Annotated in this window: 6 protein-coding genes and 5 pseudogenes; 5 read left to right on the top strand and 6 right to left on the bottom strand. The window is 74.7% G+C overall.

Features of this window, described 5'->3' with window-relative positions:
• Together KPL57_RS18485 and fgd are read right to left on the bottom strand one after the other, a co-directional pair.
• Positions 1–1,064, bottom strand: a 1,064-nt coding sequence (locus KPL57_RS18485; protein WP_226352544.1) for an enoyl-CoA hydratase/isomerase family protein, incomplete at its 3' end; no start/stop codon positions are given.
• 43 nt (positions 1,065–1,107) lie between these two features.
• A pseudogene (fgd, locus tag KPL57_RS18480) lies at positions 1,108–2,112 on the bottom strand (glucose-6-phosphate dehydrogenase (coenzyme-F420)).
• Between the two features lie 330 nt (positions 2,113–2,442).
• On the opposite strand from fgd, the pseudogene recQ reads away from it, so the two are divergent.
• From recQ to KPL57_RS18460, 4 genes and pseudogenes are all read left to right on the top strand, one after another.
• Positions 2,443–4,289, top strand: a pseudogene (gene recQ / locus KPL57_RS18475) (DNA helicase RecQ).
• On the top strand, positions 4,286–5,056 hold the full coding sequence (locus KPL57_RS18470; RefSeq protein ID WP_226352543.1) for a gamma-glutamyl-gamma-aminobutyrate hydrolase family protein: 771 nt from the start codon (positions 4,286–4,288) through the stop codon (positions 5,054–5,056). Before recQ ends, KPL57_RS18470 begins: the two are co-directional and overlap by 4 nt.
• 115 nt (positions 5,057–5,171) lie before the next feature.
• Positions 5,172–5,750, top strand: a complete 579-nt coding sequence (locus tag KPL57_RS18465) for a DinB family protein (protein WP_226352542.1) — start codon at positions 5,172–5,174, stop codon at positions 5,748–5,750.
• 150 nt (positions 5,751–5,900) lie between these two features.
• Positions 5,901–7,094 (top strand): alpha/beta hydrolase, encoded by a 1,194-nt coding sequence (locus KPL57_RS18460; RefSeq protein WP_226352541.1) that lies wholly within the window; start codon positions 5,901–5,903, stop codon positions 7,092–7,094.
• Here KPL57_RS18460 and KPL57_RS72310 read toward each other — a convergent pair.
• The 4 genes and pseudogenes from KPL57_RS72310 to KPL57_RS18440 all read right to left on the bottom strand — a co-directional run.
• Positions 7,091–11,509: a glycosyl hydrolase family 65 protein gene (locus tag KPL57_RS72310; RefSeq protein WP_374203748.1), complete on the bottom strand. Its 4,419-nt coding sequence runs from the start codon at positions 11,507–11,509 to the stop codon at positions 7,091–7,093. The genes KPL57_RS18460 and KPL57_RS72310 overlap by 4 nt on opposite strands.
• Positions 11,510–11,613: 104 nt before the next feature.
• Positions 11,614–11,967, bottom strand: a pseudogene (locus KPL57_RS72305) (family 65 glycosyl hydrolase); the annotation flags it as partial.
• A gap of 71 nt (positions 11,968–12,038) precedes the next feature.
• Positions 12,039–12,772, bottom strand: a pseudogene (locus KPL57_RS18445) (beta-phosphoglucomutase family hydrolase).
• Between the two features lie 345 nt (positions 12,773–13,117).
• Positions 13,118–14,701: pseudogene (locus KPL57_RS18440) on the bottom strand (histidine kinase); the annotation flags it as partial.
• Positions 14,702–14,882: 181 nt separating this feature from the next.
• Between KPL57_RS18440 and KPL57_RS18435 the strand changes: the two are divergent.
• Entirely contained in the window at positions 14,883–17,435 is a 2,553-nt protein-coding gene (locus KPL57_RS18435) for an RNA helicase (protein WP_226352540.1), read from the top strand.
• The last annotated feature ends 27 nt before the right edge of the window (positions 17,436–17,462 follow it).

Genomic DNA, 17,462 nt, shown 5'->3' with positions numbered 1-17,462 from the left:
GCCGAGTACGAGGAGTTCCAGCGGCTGCTGCGCAACAGCGTCGGCGCCACCCCGGACTCCGAGCTGGACCGCCTGCTCGCCCCGCTGGACGCGGGCTGGCCGCTCGGCCCGGGTCTGCACCGTCCGACGCAGCGCCTCACCGTGGGCATGCCCGGCATCTCCCGCGGCCCGCAGCGGTCGCGCCGGGTCGTCGCGGGGAGCCCGGCCAGCGCGCGCTGAGCGACCGCACCGCGACACGCCAGGGCACACGCAAGGACGTACACGGAGGGGGCGCGACCGGTCGGTCGCGCCCCCTCCGTCGTGTCCGGGTCCGTCCTGGACGAGATGCGCTCAGTGGAACTGCGGGCGACGCTTCTCGCCGAACGCGGCGAGCCCCTCGGCACCCTCCGGGCCCGCGGCGCAGGTCGCGATGGAGTCCGCCTCCGCCGCCAGCTGTTCGGCGAGGCCCCGGTCCCAGCCGTCGGCCAGGAGCCCGCGAATGCGGCCCAGCGCGGCCGTCGGCCCTGGGCGAGCCGGTGCGCGACCGCGGCGGCCTCGTCGGCGACCCGGTCGTCGTCGACGACCGAGGCGAGCAGTCCCAGCTCGGCCAGCGTCTCCGCGTCCAGGACCTCGTCGGTGAGCAGGACCCGTCGCGCCCGCGCGGCGCCGATCAGCCGCGGCAGCGTCCAGGTCATCCCGCCGTCCGGGGAGAACCCGATGCCCGGGTAGGCCGGGCGCATCCGGGTCGAGGTCCCGCCGACGGCGAGGTCGCACGCCAGCGCGATGCTCATGCCCGCGCCGGCCGCCCAGCCGGCGACCGCGGCGACCGTCGGCACCGGGCTCGCCGCCAGCGGGCGCAGCATCGAGTGGAAGTGTCGGCGCGAGGAGTGCACGTAGGCGTAGCGGTCCTCGGCGCCGGCGAAGGCACGCACGTCACCCCCGGTGCAGAAGTTCTCGCCGTCGCCGTGCACCAGGACCGCACCGGTCTCGGCCGGGTCGAGCGCCAGCAGCGCCTCGGCGACCTCGGCCACCGCGGGGCCGTCGAGGGTGCCGTGGCGGCCGGTGGAGATGCGGCAGCGCAGCACGCGCCCCTCGCGGGTCAGCGCCGGTGCGCTCTCGTCGCGGCGCTCACGTGAGCGCCCGCAGCTTCGGTGCCACGTCGGTCGTGAACTGTTCCAGGAACCGGCGCTGGTCGTGCCCGGGGCCGTGGACGACGAGGTGGTTCAGGCCCGCGTCGAGGTAGGGCTTGATCTGCGCGACGGCCTCGTCCGGGTCGGAGGCGACGATCCAGCGCTTCACGACCTGCTCGATCGGCAGCTCGTCGGCGAGCCGCTCCATCTCCCGGGAGGAGTCGACGGAGTTCTTCTGCTCCGGGGTGAGCGACAGCGGCGCCCAGAACCGGTGTTCTCCCGGGCGGCGTCGGGGGTCGCGGTCGTAGCTGATCTTGATCTCGATCATGCGGTCGATGCCCGAGGCGTCCCGGTCGGCCTTCTCCGCGCCCTCCTCGACGGCCGGGATCAGCTTGTCGGTGTAGAGCTCCATGCCCTTGCCCGAGGTGCAGATGAACCCGTCGCCGAAGCGGCCGGCGAAACCGCGCCACCATCGGACCGCCCGCGGCGACGTAGATCGGCACCGGCTGCTCGGGCCGGTCGTAGATCATCGCGTCGACGAAGGTGTAGTACTCGCCCTCGGTGCTGACCGACTCCTCGGTCCACAGCGCGCGCATCATCTTCACGGCCTCGCGCAGCCGGGCGAAGCGCTCCTTGAACTCCGGCCACTCCCGCCCGGAGACGGCGATCTCGTTGAGCGCCTCACCGGTGCCGACGCCGAGCGCGACCCGGTTGCCGGTGAGCAGCGCCATCGTCGCGAACTCCTGGGCGAGCACCGCGGGGTTGTAGCGGAACGTGGGGGTCAGCACCGAGGTGCCGATCTGCACCCGCTTCGTGCGCTCCCCACCGCCGCCATCCAGGGCAGCGCGGCCGGGGCGTGGCCGCCCTCGTGCCGCCAGGGCAGGAAGTGGTCCGACGCCCAGACGCTGTCGAGCCCCAGCTCCTCGGCGAGCACCGCGTACTCGACGAGGTCGCGGGGGCCGAACTGCTCGGCCGACGCCTTGTACCCGATCTTCAGATCCACGGGTCCGTCCTTCTCACGTGATCGCCCGGCGTCCGTGTCTGCGGGGCGCCGTTGGTCCTGCAGGTCTTGCTACACCCCGGGAGCGCCCGGCGCAGCACCGCGGCGCCCACGACACACGGGCGGTGACCGGGACCACGCGTCGGACGCGGTGCCCGGTGCCGCGACGTGAGTGCCGGGCGGGGCGCGGCGGGCGGGGCTCGTACGATCGACGACGTGTTCGACGCCTCCGCCCCGGACGAGATCCCGCTCCCGCCCGAGCCCGAGGAGGACTACGGGTACGAGCCCCCACCGGAGGACGCCTGGGCCGCCGCACCCGCACCGGCCCGTGAGCTGCCCGTCCCCGAGCGGGTGCACAGCAGCGACCCGCACGAGATCCTGCGCCGGGTCTTCGGCTACGACGCGTTCCGCGGCGAGCAGCAGGCGATCGTGGAGCAGGTCGTCGGCGGCGGCGACGCGCTGGTGCTCATGCCGACCGGTGGCGGCAAGTCGCTGTGCTACCAGGTCCCGGCGCTGGCCCGGCCCGGGACCGGTGTGGTCGTCTCCCCCCCATCGCGCTGATGCAGGACCAGGTCGACGCGCTGCGCGCGCTGGGGGTGCGGGCCGGGTTCCTGAACTCCACCCAGGACGCCGACGAGCGCCGCCTCACCGAGCAGGAGTTCCTCGCCGGGGAGCTGGACCTGCTCTACCTCGCCCCCGAGCGGCTGCGGGTCGAGTCCACCGTCCGGCTGCTGGAGCGCGGCCGCATCGCGCTGTTCGCGATCGACGAGGCACACTGCGTCGCGCAGTGGGGGCACGACTTCCGGCCGGACTACCTGCTGCTCTCCGAGCTGCCGAAGCGCTGGCCGGACGTGCCACGGATCGCGCTGACCGCGACCGCGACCGACGCGACCCGCACCGAGATCGCCCAGCGCCTGGAGCTGACCGATGCGCGCCACTTCGTGGCGAGCTTCGACCGGCCCAACATCCAGTACCGGATCGTCGCGAAGAACGAGCCGCGTCGCCAGCTGCTGGAGCTGCTGCGCGCCGAGCACGCCGGGGACGCGGGCATCGTCTACTGCCTCTCGCGGCGCAAGGTCGAGGAGACCGCGGAGTTCCTCACCGCGCAGGGCATCCGGGCGCTGCCCTACCACGCGGGGCTCGACGCGTCGGTGCGCCGGGAGAACCAGTCCCGGTTCCTGCGCGAGGACGGCCTGGTCATGTGCGCGACGATCGCGTTCGGGATGGGCATCGACAAGCCCGACGTGCGGTTCGTCGCGCACCTGGACCTGCCCAAGTCCGTGGAGGGCTACTACCAGGAGACCGGCCGCGCCGGGCGCGACGGCGAGCCGTCCACGGCGTGGCTGGCCTACGGGCTCGCCGACGTCGTCCAGCAGCGGAAGATGATCGACGACGGCGAGGGCGACGCCGCGCACAAGCGGCGCCTCGCCCAGCACCTCGACGCGATGCTCGCGCTGTGCGAGACCACCGAGTGCCGCCGGGCCCAGCTGCTGCGCTACTTCGGGCAGAAGCCGGAGTCGGAGCGGTGCGGGAACTGCGACACCTGCCTGACACCGGTGTCCTCGTGGGACGGCACGGTCGCGGCGCAGAAGGTGCTCTCGACGGTGTGGCGGCTGAAGAAGGAGCGCAACCAGGAGTTCGGTGCCGGGCAGGTCGTCGACATCCTGCTGGGCAAGCACACCCCGAAGGTCGACCAGCACCGCCACGACGAGCTGTCGGTGTTCGGGATCGGGACCGAGCTGAGCGACGTCGCCTGGCGCAACGTGCTGCGCCAGCTGGTCGCGCGGGGGCTGCTGACCGTCGGCGGGAACTACTCCACCCTGCGGTTCACCGACGAGTCCCCGGCCGCGATGCGCGGTGAGCAGAAGGTCATGCTGCGCACCGAGCCGGAGCGCACCGCGCGGCCGTCGCGGTCGCGGGGCGGCGGGTCGAAGCCGGCCGTGGAGATGCCGGCCGAGGTCGCGCCGGTGTTCGAGCGACTGCGGGCCTGGCGGGCGGCGACGGCGAAGGAGCAGGGCGTCCCCGCCTACGTGATCTTCCACGACGCGACGCTGCGCGAGATCGCGACACGGTCCCCCGCCGACCGGGCCTCGCTCGGCACGATCTCCGGGATCGGCGAGGGCAAGCTCGCCCGCTACGGCGACCAGGTGATCGACGTGCTGCACGGGGCCGGCTCGTGACGCGCCCGCTGATCGGCATCAGCTGCTACAGCGAGCGGGCCGACTACTGGATCATGCGGGACGACGACGTCGTGCTGGTCCCCCGCACCTACGTCGACATGGTGCTGGCCGCGGGCGGGGTCCCGGTGCTGCTCGCGCCGGTGAACGGCGCCGAGGAGGCCGTGGACGCCCTCGACGGGCTGCTCCTCACCGGCGGCCAGGACGTCGACCCGGCCCGCTACGGGCAGGTGGCCGGCGCGCACACCGACACGCCGCGCACCGGGCGCGACGCCGCCGACGTGGCGGCGCTGCACCGGGCGCTCGGCCGCGGGATCCCGGTGCTGGGGGTGTGCCGCGGGCTGCAGCTGCTCAACGTGGCGCTCGGCGGGACGCTGCACCAGCACCTGCCCGACGTGGTCGGTGCACAGGTCGCCGGGGCGCACTCGGCCGGTCCGGGGGTGTACGCGCCGGTGCCGGTGCTGACCGAACCGGGGACCCGGGCCGCGGAGATCCTGGGTCCGGGGCCGGTGACCGTGCGCTGTCACCACCACCAGGGGGTGGACCGGGTCGCCCTCGGGCTGCGGGTGTCCGCCCGCGCCGGGGACGTCGTCGAGGCGCTGGAGTGGAGCGACCCGGCCGGCCCCGGCGGCACGGACGCGCCCTGGGTGGTCGGTGTCCAGTCCCATCCCGAGCGCGACGCCGAGGACCTGCGTCTGGCCCGCGCCCTGGTCGCCGCCGCCACCCGGGCCCGCAGCCGCGCCTTCCGCCCGGTCCGCCTCGCCGGCTGAGCCGGATCCACACCCCCTGTCCGGTGTCCACACCCGCCACGACGGGTGTGCCTACCGGACAGGGGGTGTGGACGCGGGCAGCGGGTGTCCGCGATCGGGGCCAGGCTGTGGGGTCATGACGGAGATGGGGACGACGACGGGTGTCGACTGGAACTCCGAGCTGCTCGCTCAGCTGACGTTCCGCTGGGAGACCGCACTGCGCCCGCGGCTGGCCGGGCTCACCGACGACGAGTACCACTGGGAGCCGGTACCCGGCTGCTGGGGCGTGCGCCGCCGCGGGGAGTCGGTGACCCCGCCGGGGGCCGGACCGGGCGACTGGGTGATCGACTTCGCCTTCCCGGCGCCGGAGCCGCCCCCGGTCACGACGATCGCCTGGCGGATCGCGCACGTGGTCGTGGGGGTGTTCGCGTTGCGGTCGCACTCCCACTTCGGCGGCCCGGCGGTCGACTTCGACTCCTACGACTATCCCGGCACCGCGGCCGCGGCCCTGGACGCCCTGGACACCGAGTACGCCCGGTGGACCGCCGGGGTCGCCGCGCTCGGCTCCGACGGCCTGGCCCGGCCGTGCGGACCGGCCGAGGGGCCCTACGCCGACGCGCCGCTCGCGACGCTGGTGCTGCACATCCACCGCGAGGTCCTGCACCACGGGGCCGAGATCGCGCTGCTGCGGGACCTCTACCGCGCCCGCGCCTGAGCAGCCCGCCGAGCGGAGCGCCTACTCTGTTGCACAACGACATCCGGCGGTGCGACGGACGACGGGGGGCCCGCAGTGGGACAGGACACGGACACGGGGCGGACGACGGCAGGGCCGGCCACACGGTCGGGTCCTCGACGCGCGGGGGCAGTGCTGTTCGCCGTGCTGCTCGGCCTGCTGGCCGTCCTCGTGCTGGTCTGGACCGTCCTCGCCCAGGCGCTCGCGCTGGCCCCGGTCGGCTGGTGGGGGCCGCTGCTGCAGGACGTGACGTCGCAGGGGCTGGTGCTCGTGCTCGGGTCGCTGCGCGACGGCCTCGGCGTGTGGAACGTCGTCCTCGCCCTGGTCGGCGTGGCGGCCGCCGCCGGGGTGCGGGCGCTGTCGCGGCGTCGCCGGGCCGGCTCGGTGTTGATCGGCCTCTCCGTGGCCGCCACGCTGGTGGCCGCGGGCACCTACACGGCGCTCGTGGTGACCGTCGCCCGCGACGGCGGCGGGCTGCACCCGTTCCTGCCGGTCTCGCCCGTCCCGGTCGCCGCGCCCGGGCCGGACCGCACCGTCGAGTTCGGTGCTCCGGGCGGGACCCCGCTGCTCGCGGACCTCTACCTGCCCCGGCCGGGCGGCGGTCCCGCGCCGGTGCTGGTGCGGGTGCACGGCGGCGGCTTCGTGCAGGGTTCGCGCGGCCCGTCGCCGTACAACCGGTTCCTCGCCGACAACGGGTACGCCGTCGTCGACGTCGACTACCGGCTCGCGACCGAGCAGGTGCACAACTGGGACACCCAGGTCGGCGACGTCGGCTGCGCGCTCACCTGGGTCGGCACCGCCGGCCCGGCGCTCGGGCTGGACACCTCGCGGGTCGGGATCTTCGGCGAGTCGGCGGGCGGCAACCTCGCGGTCAACGCCGCCTACCTCGACCGCGCCGGGACCCTGGCCCCGACCTGCGGTGACCGCGCCACGCTGCCCCGGGTGCGGGCGGTGGCCGGGATGTACCCGGCGGTCGACCTGACCGCCACCGAGCCGTTCTCCGCGATCGGGCGCCAGGTCGGGGCGGCCTACATCGGCGGGTCGCCGGAGCAGTTCCCGCAGCGCTACGCGTTCACCGACTCGATCACCCATGCCCGGCCCGACTCGCCGCCGACGCTGGTCGTGCAGGGTTCGGCGGACCACCTCGTCCCGGCGGCTCCGGTGGCGCGCTTCACCGCCGCGATCGCCGATCTCGGCGTCCCGACCCGCTACCTGCAGCTGCCCGGCCTCGAGCACGGCGCCGGTGACGCGCTCGGCACCGTCACCCCGGGCACCGAGCTGCAGCGCGCGGCGCTGCTGTCCTGGTTCGACCGCTGGGTGCGCTAGGGCCGGCCGATCCGCTTGAGCACCGGCGGCAGCTCCCCGCTGTGCAGCACCCCGAGCCGCTGGGTGGCTCGGGTGATCGCGACGTAGAGGTCGTTGAGCCCGCGCGGGGACTCGTCGAGCATCTCCTGCGGCTCCACCACGACGACGGCGTCGAACTCCAGCCCCTTCGACGCCGCGACCGGGAGCACCACGACCGGCGCGTCCAGCTCGGACTCCCCCTCGGCGGGCTCGGGGGTGGTGAGCCCGGCGGCGTCGAGGACGGCGCGGACCCGGTCCAGGCGGCCCTGCGGCGTGAGAACGGCGATGCGCCCGTCCCCGACCGCGTCGCGCTCGGCGCGCACCCTCTCGACCAGGATCCGGTCCCCGTCGGCCCCGGCGGGCAGCGCCACCGCCCACGGCGGGACCCCGGTCGAGCGCACCGACGACGGCGGCTGCAGCGAGGCGTCGATCTCGGCGAGCACGTCGTCGGCGACGTCGGCGATCTCCGAGGGCGTCCGGTAGTTCACCGTCAGCTGCTCCAGCCGCCACCGCCGCGCCACGAACGGTGACAGCACCTCGTCCCAGGAGCCCGCACCGCCGCGGTCCCCGGCCTGGGCGATGTCCCCGACCAGGGTCATCGACCGGGCGGGGGCGCGGCGCATGACCATCCGCCAGGCCATCGCCGAGAGCTCCTGCGCCTCGTCGACGATGATGTGGCCGTAGGTCCACTCACGGTCCGCGGCAGCCCGCTCGGCGGTGGAGTCGTAGCGGGAGACCTGCATGCGCTCGGCGAGCCGGTCGGCGTCGATGATGTCGGTGGCGCGCAGCAGCTCGGGGTCGAGGTCCTCCTCCAGGTCGAGCACGTCGAGCACGCCCTGGGCGTACTCGACCTCCTCGCGCAGCGCGGCGGCCTCGGCCGCCGCCTGGGCGGCGCCGTCGACGCCGAGCAGCTCGGCCGCCTCGTCGAGCAGGGCGACGTCGGCCGGGGTCCAGCGCAGGTCCGGGGCACGTCGGGGCCGGGCGCAGGGCGCTCCAGCAGCGCCCGCTCGGGCGCCGGGATCCGGCGGGCCACCGAGTTGAGCCGGCGGCGGTCGGCGAACAGGTCGGTCAGCAGCTGCTCGGGCGACAGCGTCGGCCAGAGCTCCTCCAGCTGCGCCGCCACCTCGGCGGACTCGGCGAGCTCGTCGCGGATGTCGTCGACGTCGCGCCGGTCCAGCAGACCGGACTCGCCGCCGCCGACACGGCGGGCGACCTGCTGGGCGAGCAGCCGGAGCAGCTCCTTGCGGAAGATGCGGCGGGCCTCGTTGTGCGGCTTGCGGGAACGCCGGGCCCGGGTACGGGCCTGGGCGACGGTGTCGCGGTCGAACACCACCCGCTGCTGTTCCACGACGAGCTCGACCGGGCTGCGCGGCAGCTGCTGCCGGTCGCGCACGGCGGCGGCGATCACCGGTGCCATCTCGGCGCGGCCCTTCAGCTCCGCCGTCGCCGGGGACTCGGTGCGGCGCGCGTCCAGGCCGGGGAACAGCTGCGCGACGGTGCCGAGCACGACGCTGGTCTCCCCCAGCGAGGGCAGGACCTGCCCGATGTAGCGCAGGAACGTCGGGTTCGGCCCGACGACGAGCACGCCGCGCCGGGCGAGCCGGTCGCGGTGGGTGTAGAGCAGGTACGCCGCGCGGTGCAGCGCGACCGCCGTCTTGCCGGTGCCGGGCCCTCCCTGCACGACCAGCACGCCGGACGGCTTCGACCGGATGATCCGGTCCTGCTCGCCCTGGATGGTCGCGACGATGTCGCCCATCCGCCCGGTACGGGCCTGCGACACCGCGGCCAGCAGCGCGGCCTCGCTGGTGAGCCCCGACCCGGAGCGGGCCCGCTCCTCCTCGGACATCTCGGCCAGGTTGAGCGGCTCGTCGTCGATCGCCACGACCTGCCGGAGCCGGGTCCGCAGGTGCCTGCGCCGCCGCATCCCCTCGGGGTTCGCGGCGGTGGCGGTGTAGAACGGCCGGGCGGCGGGCGCCCGCCAGTCCATCAGCAGCGGCTCGTACTCGTTGTCCTCGTCGAGCAGGCCGATGCGGCCGACGTAGCGGATCTCGCCGTCGTCGGCGTCGAGCCGACCGAAGGCCAGCCCGTGCTCGGCGGCGCGCAGCCCGGCGAGCCGGTCGGTGAGCATCTCCGCGGCGGCGTCGCGCTGGGTGATGGCCTGCGGGGTGCCGACGGTCTCCTCGCGGAGCGTGTCGGCCAGCCGGCGCGCGGTGTCGCGGCGGCGGTCCTCGAGCTGCTCGTAGAGCATGGCCACGTAGGACTGTTCGTGTGCCAGCTCCGGGTCGACCGGCGCGGCGGGTCGGCCGCGGCAGCCGGGGAACCGGCAGCGGAAGTGGGTTCGGGCACGGCGCGGGGATCCTCCACCGGGGGGACGTACACGACACGTCCGCGCGGTGGCAGGGCGAGCCTGTCGCCGACGGAGCGACTGACCAGGCTACCAGCGGTGCACGACCGACCGGTACGTGACGGGCCGGGGTCGTCCGGCCACCGTCCGGCTGCCCCACCGTCCGGCGGAGCGGCCGGACGGCGGAGCGCCGGGCGCGGTCAGCCGCGGACCCGCGGGGCCCGCCCGTAGGGCTGCTCCACCGGCTCCACCCACTCCGGGGTGGGGGTCGGCGCGGTGGCCGGGGCCTCGCCGTCGAGCGCGCGATCGGGTCGCCGTGGTGGCGCAGCCGCATCGGGGCGCCGTCGGTGAGGCGGTACTCGGTCTCCTCGGGGGTGATCGAGACCCGGATCCGGCGCCCCTGCCACTTCAGGCCGAACGAGATCCGCGACAGCGACGTCGGGAGCACCGGCGCGAACGACAGCCCGTCGGCCTCGCAGCGCATCCCGCCGAAGCCCAGCACGACCGCGGTCCAGGTCCCGGCCATCGACGCGATGTGCATGCCGTGGTCGGTGTTGCCCGCGAGGTCCTGCAGATCGACCAGCGCGGCCTCGGCGAGGTACTGGTGGGCCAGCTCCAGGTGCCCGGTGCGGGCGGCCATCACCGACTGGGTGCACGCCGACAGCGACGAGTCCCGCACCGTGATCGCCTCGTAGTAGGCGAAGTTGCGGCGCTTCTGCTCCTCGGTGAACGCCTCCGGGAAGATCTGCATCGCCAGCACGAGGTCGGCCTGCTTGATGACCTGCTTGCGGTAGAGGTCGAAGTAGGGGTAGTTCAGCAGCAGCGGGTACCGGTCGGCCGGGGTCTCCTCGAAGTTCCACCGCTGGTGGTCGGTGAAGCCCTCGGACTGCGGGTGCACGCCGAGCCGGGAGTCGAACGGGATGAACATGGCGCTCGCGGCGTCGCGCCAGGACGCGATCTCCTCCGAGTCCACCCCGAGCCGCGACGCCGACCGCGGGTGCTTCGCGGCGACCTCCGCGGCGTAGCGCAGGTTCTGCTGGGCCATCAGGTTGGTGTAGACGTTGTTGTCCGCGATCGAGGAGTACTCGTCGGGGCCGGTGACACCGTCGATGCGGAAGTTGCCCGCCGAGTCGTGGCTGCCCAGCGAGCGCCACAGCCGCGCCGTCGCGACCAACAGCTCCAGCCCGACCTCCAGCTCGAACGCGGTGTCGCCGGTGGCGTGCACGTGCCGCTTGACCGCGTCGGCGATGTCGGCGTTGATGTGGAACGCCGCGGTGCCCGCGGGCCAGTAGCCGGAGCACTCGTGGCCGCGGATGGTGCGCCACGGGAACGCCGCGCCCTTGAGGCCGAGGGTCTCGGCGCGCTCGAAGGCCAGCGGCAGGATCGACTTGCGCCAGCGCAGCGCGTCCGCCGCCGCCTCCGGGGCGACGAAGGACAGCACCTGCAGGCAGAACGTCTCGGTGTCCCAGAAGGTGTGGCCGTCGTAGCCGTCGGCGGTCAGCCCCTTGGCCGGGATGCAGCGGCGCTCGGCGCGGGCGCCCGCCTGCAGGATGTGGAAGGTCGCGAGCCGCACGGCCTGCTGCAGTTCGGCGTCGCCGTCGATCTCGACGTCGGCGGTGGCCCAGAAGTCGTCGAGGTAGTCGCGCTGCTCGGCGACCAGGCCGTCCCAGCCGGTGTAGCGGGCGGCGGCGATGGCGGCGCGCACCTGGTCGTAGACCGCCGGCAGGCTGCGCCGCGAGGACCAGCCGTAGGCGAGGTACTTGACCACGCGCAGCGACTGGCCGGGCTGCACCCTGGCGATGACGGTGGTGCGGGCGAGGTCCTCGTTGGCGTCGGTGGACACCTGGATCCCGTCCGGGCCGAAGACCTCGTGCTCCATCGCCGCGCCGCAGCGCAGCCCCGACTTGCGGGTGCGGTGCACCAGGGTGGCCCCGGCGTCGCCGGCGCGGGACTGCTCGGGCTCCAGCACGTTGTCCAGCGCGGTGTCCAGGCGCGGGTCGTCGGCGTCGCGGCCGGGCAGCTGCTCGTTCGCGACGAGCTCGGACTGCAGCACCAGCAGCGCCGCGTCACCGGCGGCGCCGCTGCCTCGTTGCCGTTGCTCACCAGCTCGACCTCGTAGGAGATCGCGGCGACCGCACGCTGGGTCAGCGACACCATGCGGGTGGAGCGGACCCGGACCCGGCGCCCGGCCGGGGACTCCCACTCGACCTCGCGGTTCAGCGTCCCGGCCTGCATGTCCAGCACCCGCTCGTGCCGGTGCAGGGTGCCGTAGCGCAGGTCGAACGGCTCGTCGTCGACCAGCAGCCGGATCAGCTTGCCGTTGGTCGTGTTGATGATCGTCTGCCCGGACTCGGGGTAGCCGTAGCCACCCTCGGCGTACGGCAGCGGGCGCACCTCGTAGAAGGAGTTCAGGTAGGTGCCGGGCAGGACGTGCGGCTCACCCTCGTCGAGGTTGCCGCGCAGCCCGATGTGGCCGTTGGACAGTGCGAAGACCGACTCGGTCTGGCCCATCGCGTCCAGGTCGAGGCGCGGTTCGCGGACCACCCACGGCTCGACGGTGAAGGTGGGCAGGTGGTCGGGCTTCACGAACGCTCCAGCAGGTCGGCGAGATCGGTGACGACGACGTCCGCGCCGTGCTCACGCAGCGCGGCCGCCTGGTCGAGACGGTCGACGCCGACGACGGCGCCGAAGTCCCCCGCGCGGCCGGCCTGCACGCCGGCCAGCGCGTCCTCGAACACGACCGCGGCGGACCGGTCGACCCCGAGGTCGGCCGCGGCGGCGAGGAAGGTGTCGGGGGCGGGCTTGCCGGGCAGGCCGCGCTCGCGGGCGGTGACCCCGTCGACGCGGTGGTCGATGAAGGTCTCCAGCCCGGTGACCCGCAGGATCTGCTCGGCGTTGGCACTGGAGGACACCACCGCGGTGGTGAGGCGGCGTCCTTCACCGCCTCCAGGTAGCGACGCGACCCCGGGTAGACGTCGACGCCGTCGGTGCGGATGCGCTCCTGCACGAGGTCGTTCTTGCGGGTCGACAGGCCCCACAGGGTCTCGGCGTCCGGGGGGTCGTCCGGCGTCCCCTCGGGCAGCTCGATCCCGCGCGAGGCGAGGAAGCTGCGGGTCCCCTCGAGACGGGGCTTCCCGTCCACGTACGGACCGTAGTCGGTGGTGACGTCGAACGGGGTGTACCCGTCACCGTCACGGGCACGGAGGTACTCGTCGAACATCTGTTTCCACGCCGCAGCGTGGACGCTCGCGGTGTCGGTGAGTACGCCGTCCAGGTCGAACAGGCACGCGCGTGTGCCCTCGGGCAGCCCCAGCATGGCGCGCACGCTATCCGGATCGATGAAGCTCCGTCGCCCCGGGCGGTGCACGCCACTCCCCCGCCGACGGGTGTCACACCACGGGCACGCCCAGCGGCAGGACCAACAGGACCGAACGGGGCGCCGGCGGAGGTGTCCGTCGGAGCCGCCGGATGGACCTCCACCCGGGCCGTCGGAGGCGTCCGGGTCCAGCCGCACGTGGACCGCGCCGCCCGCGCTGTGCGGCTCGATCTCCTCCTGCACCCCGCGGCGGACCGCGGCGAGCAGCGACAGCGGCGGCACCGCGGACGACGGGTCGACCCCGGCCCCGGACGGGTCGTCGAGCTCGGTGGTCAGGCGTGCCCCGAACCGGGTCCGTTCGATCTGCAGGTAGGCCCGGACGGCGGCGAGCTCCTCGTCGAGCCGGATCGACGCCTCCCCGGCCCGGTCCGCGGCCCGTGACAGGTCGGCGAAGCCGAGCAGCAGCTCCCGGGCCCGCGGCGGGTCGGTGCGCACCAGCGACGCGATGGTGTTGAGGGTGTTGTAGACGAAGTGCTGCTCCAGCCGGCGCGACAGTGGCCGTGCCAGGGGCCGTCCGGGGCTGCGGTCGGGACGGCCGTCGGCGCCGCCGGGGCCCCGGGCAGCGGGCGGGACCCGCGTCGCGCACCCGGATGCGGACGGTCTCGTCGGGGCCGGGGCGCGGTGGGCGCCCGGCCGCGGCGGACGGGCCTCGTCGGGGGGCGCGTCGCGGGCGGCCGGCTCGGCTGCCGGCGCGGCGGCGGAATCCCGGGTGGTCCGCGCGGCCGGGTCGTGGTCCGGCCCGGCTCGGCCGGGGGCCGGGCCCGGGGTGCGGGTGGCGGGGCGCGCGTCGTCGTCGGCGGCCGCGGGCCGGGTGCCCGCGCCGGCGGCCCGTGGCAGCACCACCGTCTCCGGACCCGGGCCGGTCCCGGCCGGGGACGCCCCCGGCCGGCGCAGCGCGACGGTCGGCCGGGACGCCGACGCCGCCCGGCGGGCCGCCTCGATGGCGGCGCCCAGGTCGTCGTCGTGCTCGGCGGGCGGCACCAGCCCGCGCCAGGACGGCAGGGCGAGCCGCCCGGCGGCCGTCCGGCCCCGGTGCTCGACCGCCGCGACCAGGCCGGGGGCCAGCCAGCGGGCGTCGCCGATGCCCTCGGGCACCCCGAGCGGCGGGGTCCCGGTGGCGGGGACGCCCACGACGGTCCGGGCGTCGACGTCGGCGGCGCCGATCCCGACGCGGCCCACGTAGCGGAGCCCGTCGGGTTCGGGCAGCGCCAGCAGCACCGCGCCGATCCGCTCCCGGCCCCCGCCGGGGCCCCCGGCCGGCACCCAGCCGGCGACGAGCACCTGCCGGTGCCGGCGCAGCGGCACCCGCAGCCAGTTCCGGGTGCGCCGCCCGGGCTGGTAGGGCAGGTCGAGCCGCTTGAGGTGCAGTCCGTCGAGGCCGTAGCGCTCCGCGGTCCGCACCACCAGGTCGGCCTCGTCGAGCCCGAACGAGGGCGGGACCAGGATCTTCGGCCCGGCCAGGCCGAGTGCCTCCAGCTCCGCGCGGCGCCGCCGGTAGGGCAGCTCCAGGGTGCGGCGGCCGTCGCAGAACAGCAGGTCGGTGACGACGTAGCCGATGGGCACCTCGGTCCGCAGGGCCGTGTCCGGGGACACCGTCGCGGTGCGGCGCAGCAGCGGCCCGCGCGACGGACGGCCCGCCTCGTCGAGGGCGACGACGGTGCCGTCGAGCACGAGGCCCCCTGGCGGTGCCTGGTCGCCGAGCACGGCCAGCTCGGGGAAGGACCCGGTCACGCTGCGCGCGGTGGACGACAGCAGCCGGACGCGGCCGGGCCGGGCGTAGGCCACGCAGCGGTGGCCCTCCCAGGCGAACTCGACCGCCCAGCGGTCCGGGTCGACCGCGTCGGTCAGCTCCCCGGGCGGCGGCAGCATCGGCGGGACGAGGTCGGGCATGGGCGCGCCAGGTCCCGCGCCGGCGCCCGACTGCCCGGCGCCGCGCGTCGCACCGCCCCCCACCACGGCATCCACGCTATCCCCCGCACGGGCGAGTGCGGGCGCCACCTCGGCGCTGCGGCGCCCGGTGTCGGGGGTGTCTGCGACGATCGGTCCCATCATGACGCTCACCGACCGGCTGCCGCGCTCCTCCGACCCCGCGAACCCCCCGGACCCCGCCGCGCTGGTGGACACCTTCGCCGAGTGGGCGTTCGACGAGCGCGGCCTGTCGCTGTACCCGGCGCAGGAGGAGGCGCTGCTGGAGCTGGTCACCGGCGCCAACGTGATCCTCTCGACGCCGACGGGCTCGGGGAAGTCGCTGGTCGCGATCGGAGCGCACGCCGCCGCGCTGGCCCGCGGGGAGCGCAGCTTCTACACCGCACCGATCAAGGCGCTGGTCAGCGAGAAGTTCTTCGCGCTGTGCGAGGTCTTCGGCGCGGACAAGGTCGGCATGCTCACCGGCGACGCCGCGGTGAACGAGAAGGCGCCGATCATCTGCTGCACCGCGGAGATCCTGGCCAACCTCGCGCTCCGCGAGGGCCCCGGGACCAACGTCGGCACGGTGATCATGGACGAGTTCCACTTCTACGCCGACCCGTCACGCGGCTGGGCCTGGCAGGTGCCGATCGTCGAGCTGCCGCAGGCGCAGTTCCTGCTGATGAGCGCCACGCTGGGCGAGACGTCGTTCTTCGCCGAGGACCTGACCCGGCGCACCGGCCGGGAGACCGCCGAGATCACCTCGGTGGAGCGGCCGGTGCCGCTGCACTTCCGCTACGTCGTCGAGCCGCTGCACGAGACGATCACCGAGCTGCTCTCGACCCGTGAGGCCCCGGTCTACGTCGTGCACTTCACCCACCAGGCCGCCGTCGAGCGGGCCCAGGCCCTGATGAGCGTGAACGTCACCTCCAAGGAGGACAAGGCCGCGATCGCCGAGACGATCGGGGCGTTCCGGTTCACCTCCGGCTTCGGCCGCACCCTGTCCCGGCTGGTGCGCCACGGGATCGGCGTGCACCACGCCGGGATGCTCCCCCGCTACCGGCGACTGGTGGAGACCCTGGCCCAGGCCGGGCTGCTCAAGGTCATCTGCGGCACCGACACCCTCGGCGTCGGCATCAACGTGCCCATCCGCACGGTGCTGTTCACCGCGCTGTCCAAGTACGACGGGCGCCGGGTGCGCCCGCTCAAGGCCCGCGAGTTCCACCAGATCGCCGGCCGGGCAGGGCGCGCCGGGTACGACACCGTCGGCACCGTCGTCGCACAGGCCCCCGAGCACGACATCGAGAACGCCAAGGCACTGGCCAAGGCGGGCGACGACCCGAAGAAGCGCCGCAAAGTTCAGCGCAAGCAGCAGCCCCCCGAGGGGTTCGTGGGCTGGTCGCAGACCTCGTTCGAGAAGCTGCAGCAGGCCCGCCCCGAGCCGCTGACCAGCCACTTCGAGGTCACCCACGCGATGCTGCTCAACGTCGTCTCGCGCGGCGGGGACACCTACGCGGCGATGGAGCACCTGCTCACCGACAACCACGAGCCCCGCAAGCGGCAGCTCAAGCACATGCTGCGGGCCATCGCGATCTACCGGGCGCTGCGCACCTCCGGCGTCGTCGAGCAGTACACCGTGGAGGGCGCGGCCCGGCCGCGCGCCCGGGTGGTCGACGAGCTGCAGCTGGACTTCGCGCTCAACCAGCCGCTGTCGCCGTTCGCGCTGGCGGTGTTCGAGCTGCTCGACCGGGAGTCGCCGACCTACGCCCTCGACGTGCTCTCGGTGATCGAGTCGACCCTCGACGACCCCCGCCAGATCCTCGCCGCCCAGCAGAACAAGGCCCGCGGCGAGGCGATCGCGGCGATGAAGGCCGACGGCATCGAGTACGAGGAGCGGATGGCCCGGCTGGAGGAGGTGACCCACCCCAAGCCGCTGGAGGAGATGCTGCACGCCGCGCTGGAGACCTACCGCCGCGGCGCGCCGTGGGTCGCCGACGCCGTCCTGTCGCCGAAGTCGGTGGTCCGGGACATGAGCGAGCGGGCGATGACGTTCACCGAGTACGTCTCGCACTACCAGCTCGCCCGTTCCGAGGGCCTGGTGCTGCGCTACCTGGCCGACGCCTACCGGGCGCTGCGCCAGACCGTGCCCGAGCACGCCCGCACCGAGGAGCTCACCGACCTCGTGGAGTGGCTGGGCGAGCTGGTCCGCCAGACCGACTCCTCGCTGCTCGACGAGTGGGAGAAGCTCGCCGCCGGTGCGGGGGCCGACGGGGAGGTGCTGCCGCCGGGGGCCGAGGTCGCCGTCGCCACACCGACCGGGGTCACCGGCAACACCCGCGCGTTCCGGGTCATGGTGCGCAACGCGCTGTTCCGCCGGGTGGAGCTCGCGGCGATGGGCCGTTACGCCGAGCTGGGCGACCTCGACGCCGACGCCGGCTGGACCGCCGACCGCTGGCGGGACGCGCTGGCCCCCTACTTCGCGATCCACGACCGGATCGGCTTCGGGCCCGACGCACGCGGGCCCGAACTGTTCGACCTCACCGAGGAGGCCGACCGCTGGCTGGTGCGCCAGGTGCTCGACGACCCGGCCGGCGACCGGGACTGGGCGATCGTCGCCGAGGTGGACCTCGCCGCCTCCGACGAGGCTGGCGAGGCGGTCGTGTGGGTGACGGACGTGACCGACGGGTCCTCGGTCTGACCCGACCGGCCGGTTGTCCGGCACCGA

The sequence above is a fragment of the Pseudonocardia sp. ICBG601 genome (genome assembly GCF_020496245.1).
The sequence above is the reverse complement of the archived record's forward strand: the minus strand, read 5'-3'. Positions and strand labels throughout refer to the sequence as shown.